Below are 5,593 nucleotides of genomic sequence, written 5' to 3'. Positions count from 1 at the left end.
TGCAACAGCCCGGTCTCGCCCTCGCCGACGCCGAGCGCCAGCACGGCCACGATGGGCGCGGCGGCCAGCGCGATCTGCTCGGCGGATTGCGCCGTGAGGTTGGACCAGGCGAGACGGTGGAAGCTGGCAGGCAAGGCGGAAGATGGCAGCATGTCGGGCAACCCAAGGTGATGATGCCGCCATCATCAGCGCGGGGGCGCGCCGCGCCCACCCGCTTTCCGATCATCCGGCTCGCGCGCCGCTCAGGCCGCGCCCGGTGCTTCGGCGAGGCCCCATTGCTCCGGCAGGGTGCGGAACGCCAGATGCGTGCCGGCGTTCAGTGGCGCCGTCTTGAAACCGAATGCGTGCCAGGCGAGCGCCAGCGCATGTTTGGTGTAGATCGAGATGTGGCCGTTGCGCGGGCCGATGTACCACATGCCCTGGCTGTCGAAGTCGTCGGGCGGTGTCAAGGTCGAGTAGAACACCGCGCCAGGCTCGGCCACGCAGGCCGCCATGGCGCCGATCGTGGCCAGCGGGTCGGGGACGTGCTCGAGCGTCTCGAAGCAGGTCACCAGATCGAATTTGCCGTCGGGGCGGGTGGCATGCTCCGGCACCATCGGGTCGTAGGTGACGGCCTCGGCGAAGCCGTGGGCGCGCAGGCTGGTGCAGAACACATCGTTGCCGCCACCGAAGTCGAGCACGCGCATACCGGCTTTATGCGGCGCCCAGAAGCGCGCCACGGCCGCCGCGTTGTCGGTGGGGCGCTTGATCCGATAATCTGGATCCACGGCTTCATAGCCATCGTTGTAGATGTGGGTCTTGAACTGCTCGATGCTCCAGTCGTCGAAAGCATCCGTGAACAGGAAGCCGCAATCGGCGCAGCGTCGGTAATAGATCGGCACGCCGATCAGCGGGGCACGAAACCCCTGCGCGGTCTGGCAGGAGCGGTTCATGTCGACGACGCCATAAAGGTCGGCGGGACCGTCACAGATCTTGCAGGGGACTGACGTGTTCGAGATAGGCCGGAGACCGAGTTGAGCAGCGAGCATGCCGGATCCCATGAATGGAGCCACGAGGGCGTGGCCGAGGCGCAGCGTCCAGGTCGGAACCGAATCAGCCGGACCAGGCAGGTGCGATGATGGAGTGGTATTTGAATATTTCCACCGAGGGCTGGCCGACATCGTTGAGACGAGCCGCTTTTGCAAATAAGTTGCATTAAAGGTCGGTTTCGTTCAGGATGATGTCATGGACGCCAAATCCTCAGACCTTTCGCGACTGCATGCCATGGTTCCGGGCGATCCCTTGATGGCCGAGGGATGGCGCAACGAGCGCGGCGAGCCGTCGCTGGGGGAGATGTTCGCCTCGGTGCGGACCTCCGCGAAAGGCTCGCTGTGGCGAAAGCTGATCGCTTTTCTCGGCCCTGGCTATCTCGTCGCAGTCGGCTACATGGATCCCGGCAATTGGGCGACCTCGCTCGCCGGCGGGTCCAAGTTCGGCTACGTGCTGCTGTCCGTGGCGTTGCTGTCCAACCTGATGGCCATCGTGCTGCAGTCGCTGTGCACCCGGCTGGGTGTCGCGACCGGCCGCGACCTGGCGCAGGCCTGCCGCGACTCGACCCCGCGCTGGGTTTCTGTGCCGCTTTGGCTGTCGGCGGAGATCGCGATCACCGCGACCGATCTGGCCGAGGTGATCGGCACGGCCATCGGCCTCAGCCTGCTGTTCGGCCTGCCGCTGTCGATCGGCGTCTGCGTCACCGCGCTCGACGTCTTCCTCATTCTGGCGCTGCAGGCGTTCGGCTTCCGCTGGATCGAGGCCTTCGTGGTCGCGCTGCTCGGCATCATCGCGCTGTGCTTCGCGATCCAGATCGCGATGGCGCAGCCGGACTGGGCGCAGGTGATCAAGGGCTTCGTGCCGAGCGGTCAGCTGATCGCCAATCCCGAGATGCTCTATCTCGCGCTCGGCATTCTCGGCGCGACCGTGATGCCGCACAATCTCTATCTTCACTCCGGGCTGGTGCAGACCCGGGGCTATGGCGACAGTCCCGAAGAGAAGCGCGAGGCGATCACGCTCTCGACGATCGATTCCACGATCGCGCTGTGCCTGGCGCTGACCATCAACGCCTCGATCCTGATCCTGGCCGCGGCGACGTTCCACAAGACCGGCCAGCACGATGTCGCCGAGCTCGACCAGGCGCATTCCTTCCTGGCACCGCTGCTCGGGTCGACGCTGGCGCCGACGCTGTTCGCGATCGCGCTGTTGTGCTGCGGCTTGAACTCGACCATCACCGCGACGCTGTCGGGCCAGATCGTGATGGAAGGTTTTCTGCAATGGCGGATCGCGCCCTGGCTGCGCCGCCTGATCACGCGGATGATCGCCATCGTGCCAGCCGTCGTCGTGACCATCTGGGCCGGCGAAAAGGCGACCGGGCAGCTCCTGATCCTGAGTCAGGTCGTGCTCAGCCTGCAGCTGCCGTTCGCGGTCGTGCCGCTGGTCCTGATCACCGCGAGCCGGCCGAAGATGGGGCAGTTCGTAGCGCCGCGCTGGTTGACCGCGATCGCCGGCCTGATCGCGGTCGCGATCATCGCGCTGAATGCGAAGCTGGTGTGGGATTTGGCGGCGGGATGAGATGGGCGAATGGCGAATAGAGAGTAGTGAATAGGGAGGGGCGAGACCTCCATTTGCTACCCGGTCTTGTCGCCCCGTCTCACTCCTGCGGCTCGGGCGCTGCGCCGCCCTCGGCCTCGACGCGGAGCCAGCCGGCGGCGGCCAGCCGCTGCTGCGGCAGATAGCGGCTCTTGTAGTCCATCTTCTTCGAGCCCTCGATCCAGTAGCCGAGATAGACGTAGGGCAATCCCTGGCGCCGGGCGCGCGCGATGTGGTCGAGGATCATGAAGGTGCCGAGCGAGCGCGTCGTCTCGGAGGGGTCGAAGAACGAATACACCATCGACAGCCCGTCGCTGAGCACGTCGGTCAGGGCGACCGCGACCAGCTCGCCGCCACGGGCGTTCGGACCGTTGCTCAGGTTGCGGCGGCGGTACTCGATGATGCGCGTCTCGACATGGCTGTCCTCGACCATCATCGCGTAGTCGAGCACCGTCATGTCGGCCATGCCGCCATGGCGATGACGCTGATCGAGATAGCTGCGGAAGATCGAATATTGCTCGGAGGTCGGCACCGCGCTGCGCTGCTCGCCGACGAGGTCGGAATTGCGCGCCAGCACCTTGCGGAAGTTGCGCGAGGGGCGGAATTCGTTGGCGATCACGCGAACCGAGACGCAGGCGCGGCACTGGTCGCAGGCCGGACGATAGGCGATCGACTGGCTGCGGCGGAAGCCGCCATGGGTCAGAAGGTCGTTGAGATCGGTGGCCTTGTCGCCGACCAGATGCGTGAACACCTTGCGCTCCTGCCGCCCAGGCAGATACGGGCAGGGCGACGGGGCGGTCAGGTAGAATTGCGGGGTGTCACGCGAATGCTGGGTCAAGGAACGTCGTGAGCCTCCGAGGCGAAGGTGAACAGAATTGCGCCCCGAAGGCGGCCGGTCAATCGCTTTTGATGCGTCACCCCTGGTCTCACCATGTACGCGCGGGTTCGCCGAACTGCGCCCGCACTGACGTATTGATCACCACAGTGCCAAGCACGTAGTCGTGCAGCAGCCGGCGGCGTCCGTTGAACAATCCTATCAGCAGGACGAACGGCGACAGCACCGACACCGAGATCCAGAAGCAGACCGCATGCACGGCACCGAGCACAAAGTAGCCCGGCGCGCCGTACCAGGTCCGCAACTGCAGATCCATCATCCGCATGCCGATGGTGGCCGAGTTCGGGCCGCCGATGGTGGCACCGTAATAGACGATGGCCCAGATCACCGAGGCCGGCGACACCAGCCAGAACAAGGCCCAGCCGAGGCCGAGGGTGACCACGCCGAAGATCAGGATGAAGACCATGGCCAGGACCACCGGGACCGACAGCACCAGCAGATCGATCAGGAACGCGAACATCCGCCGTGTCAGCACGCCGCGGAACAGCTCCGGCTGCTGGTAGGGATCATAGGCATGTGGCCGTACGCCGGGGCCACCGCCGGACCAGCCGCCGCCATTGCCGGGGCCCGTATACGCCATCGAAGTACCCTCCCGAATTGGCCACCAGGACATGGGAACACCGCGTGCGCTTGCAAGGGGCGATCCTTGCAACGCAAGCGGCAAATTTTCGGCGATCTCGCGATTTTTCCGGACCCACGCCCGCGGCCGGCTCAACGCCAGCCGCGACGGGCGACACGGCCCGCGCCCGTCTGCTCAGCCTTGGCGGCGCAGCCGCTCGGCGGCCTGCGGCGCGAAATAGGTGAGGACGCCGTCGGCGCCGGCGCGCTTGAAGGCGAGCAGGCTCTCCATCATCGCGCGGTCGCCGTCGATCCAGCCATTGTTGGCGGCGGCCGCGATCATCGCGTATTCGCCCGACACTTGGTAGGCAAAGGTCGGCATGGCGAACGTGTCCTTCACGCGCCGGACGACGTCGAGATAGGGCATGCCCGGCTTCACCATCACCATGTCGGCGCCCTCGGCGATGTCGAGCTCGACCTCGCGCAGCGCCTCGTCGGTGTTGGCGCTGTCCATCTGATAGGTGCGCTTGTCGCCGGTCAGCGTCTTGGCGGAGCCGATCGCGTCGCGGAACGGGCCGTAGAAGGCGGAGGCATATTTGGCCGCGTAGGCCATGATCTGCACGTCGAGGAAGCCGGCCTGATCCAGCGCCTGGCGGATCGCGCCGACACGGCCGTCCATCATGTCCGACGGCGCGATGATGTCGCAGCCGGCCTCGGCCTGGACCAGCGCCTGGCGCACCAGCACCGCGACGGTCTCGTCATTGAGGATGCGGCCGTCCCGGATCAGGCCGTCATGGCCGTGGCTGGTGAACGGGTCGAGCGCCACGTCGCAGAGCACCCCGATCTCCGGGAACTCCTGCTTGATCGCGCGGACCGCCTGACAGACCAGATTGTCCGGGTTGCAGGCCTCGGTGCCGTGCTCGTCGCGGAGCGACGGCTCGGTATAGGGGAACAGCGCGATGCAGGGAATGTCGAGCTTGGCGGCGCGTTCGGCGTCGCGAACGATCTCGTCGACGCTCAGCCGCTCGACGCCGGGCATCGAGGCGACGGTGCTGCGGGTGCGGTCGCCTTGCACGACGAACAAGGGCCAGATCAGGTCGTCGGTGGTCAGGACGTTCTCGCGCACCAGGCGGCGAGCCCATTCCGCCTTGCGGTTGCGGCGTGGCCGGATGGTCAAATCGAGCACCGGCGGTGTTCCCGTGGCGGGGTTACGCGCGACATCGCGCACATCGATCGGGCGCCCGAATTTGATCGCCATGGGGTGCTGGCTCCTTGAGCTGGCCGGCGAGCCGGATTTTGATTGTTGGTATTCCAACAATCTGTAGCACTTTGCACGCCGCCCGTCACTTGACGTGACGCAAGCGGCCCGGGTTGATTTCCGCCCCGGTTCATTTCACGGTGCGGGATAGCCAGAATCCTGGTCCAGCATTCTCGCCAAGAATTCTGGGCAAGAATTCTGGGCAAGAGTCCTGGCCAAGAATCCTGGCCGAGAAGCCAATCATGCCGACCCAGGAATCG

At 65.8% G+C, this 5,593-nt stretch carries 5 protein-coding genes and 1 pseudogene; 1 reads left to right on the top strand and 5 read right to left on the bottom strand.

Translation table 11 applies throughout. From position 1 onward, the window contains the following. Positions 1-152: pseudogene (locus tag BRAS3809_RS37405) on the bottom strand (MFS transporter); the annotation flags it as partial. 90 nt (positions 153-242) lie between these two features. Further along, positions 243-1,028, bottom strand: coding sequence for a class I SAM-dependent methyltransferase (locus BRAS3809_RS19860; protein WP_008963843.1), 786 nt, complete (start codon positions 1,026-1,028; stop codon positions 243-245). 196 nt (positions 1,029-1,224) lie between these two features. On the opposite strand from BRAS3809_RS19860, the gene BRAS3809_RS19855 reads away from it, so the two are divergent. Beyond that, positions 1,225-2,604 carry an Nramp family divalent metal transporter gene (locus BRAS3809_RS19855; RefSeq protein ID WP_008963842.1) on the top strand — a complete coding sequence of 460 codons (1,380 nt, stop codon included), beginning with the start codon at positions 1,225-1,227 and terminating at the stop codon, positions 2,602-2,604. 79 nt (positions 2,605-2,683) lie between these two features. On the opposite strand, the gene BRAS3809_RS19850 is transcribed toward BRAS3809_RS19855, so the two are convergent. The 3 genes from BRAS3809_RS19850 to hemB form a co-directional block, all read right to left on the bottom strand. After that, a complete protein-coding gene (locus BRAS3809_RS19850; protein WP_008963841.1) occupies positions 2,684-3,460 on the bottom strand; it encodes an arginyltransferase in 777 nt (258 codons plus the stop codon). 88 nt (positions 3,461-3,548) lie between these two features. Beyond that, on the bottom strand, positions 3,549-4,097 hold the full coding sequence (locus BRAS3809_RS19845) for an RDD family protein (protein ID WP_008963840.1): 549 nt from the start codon (positions 4,095-4,097) through the stop codon (positions 3,549-3,551). Positions 4,098-4,271: 174 nt separating this feature from the next. After that, the gene (gene hemB / locus BRAS3809_RS19840) at positions 4,272-5,333 is read right to left on the bottom strand and encodes a porphobilinogen synthase (RefSeq protein ID WP_008963839.1); all 1,062 of its coding nucleotides are present in this window, start codon (positions 5,331-5,333) and stop codon (positions 4,272-4,274) included. Positions 5,334-5,593 lie beyond the last annotated feature (260 nt).

It is taken from the genome of Bradyrhizobium sp. STM 3809 (genome assembly GCF_000239795.1).
Classification (GTDB): Bacteria; Pseudomonadota; Alphaproteobacteria; order Rhizobiales; family Xanthobacteraceae; genus Bradyrhizobium.
Note: the sequence above shows the minus strand (reverse complement) of the source record. Positions and strands in the feature narration are given on the sequence as shown.

What these genes read in the sequence shown, in the direction of transcription:
- BRAS3809_RS19860 (WP_008963843.1), bottom strand. Translation starts at nt 1,028, where the DNA reads ATGCTCGCTGCTCAACTCGGTCTCCGGCCTATCTCGAACACGTCAGTC.
- BRAS3809_RS19855 (WP_008963842.1), top strand. Translation starts at nt 1,225, where the DNA reads ATGGACGCCAAATCCTCAGACCTTTCGCGACTGCATGCCATGGTTCCG.
- BRAS3809_RS19845 (WP_008963840.1), bottom strand. Translation starts at nt 4,097, where the DNA reads ATGGCGTATACGGGCCCCGGCAATGGCGGCGGCTGGTCCGGCGGTGGC.
- hemB (WP_008963839.1), bottom strand. Translation starts at nt 5,333, where the DNA reads ATGGCGATCAAATTCGGGCGCCCGATCGATGTGCGCGATGTCGCGCGT.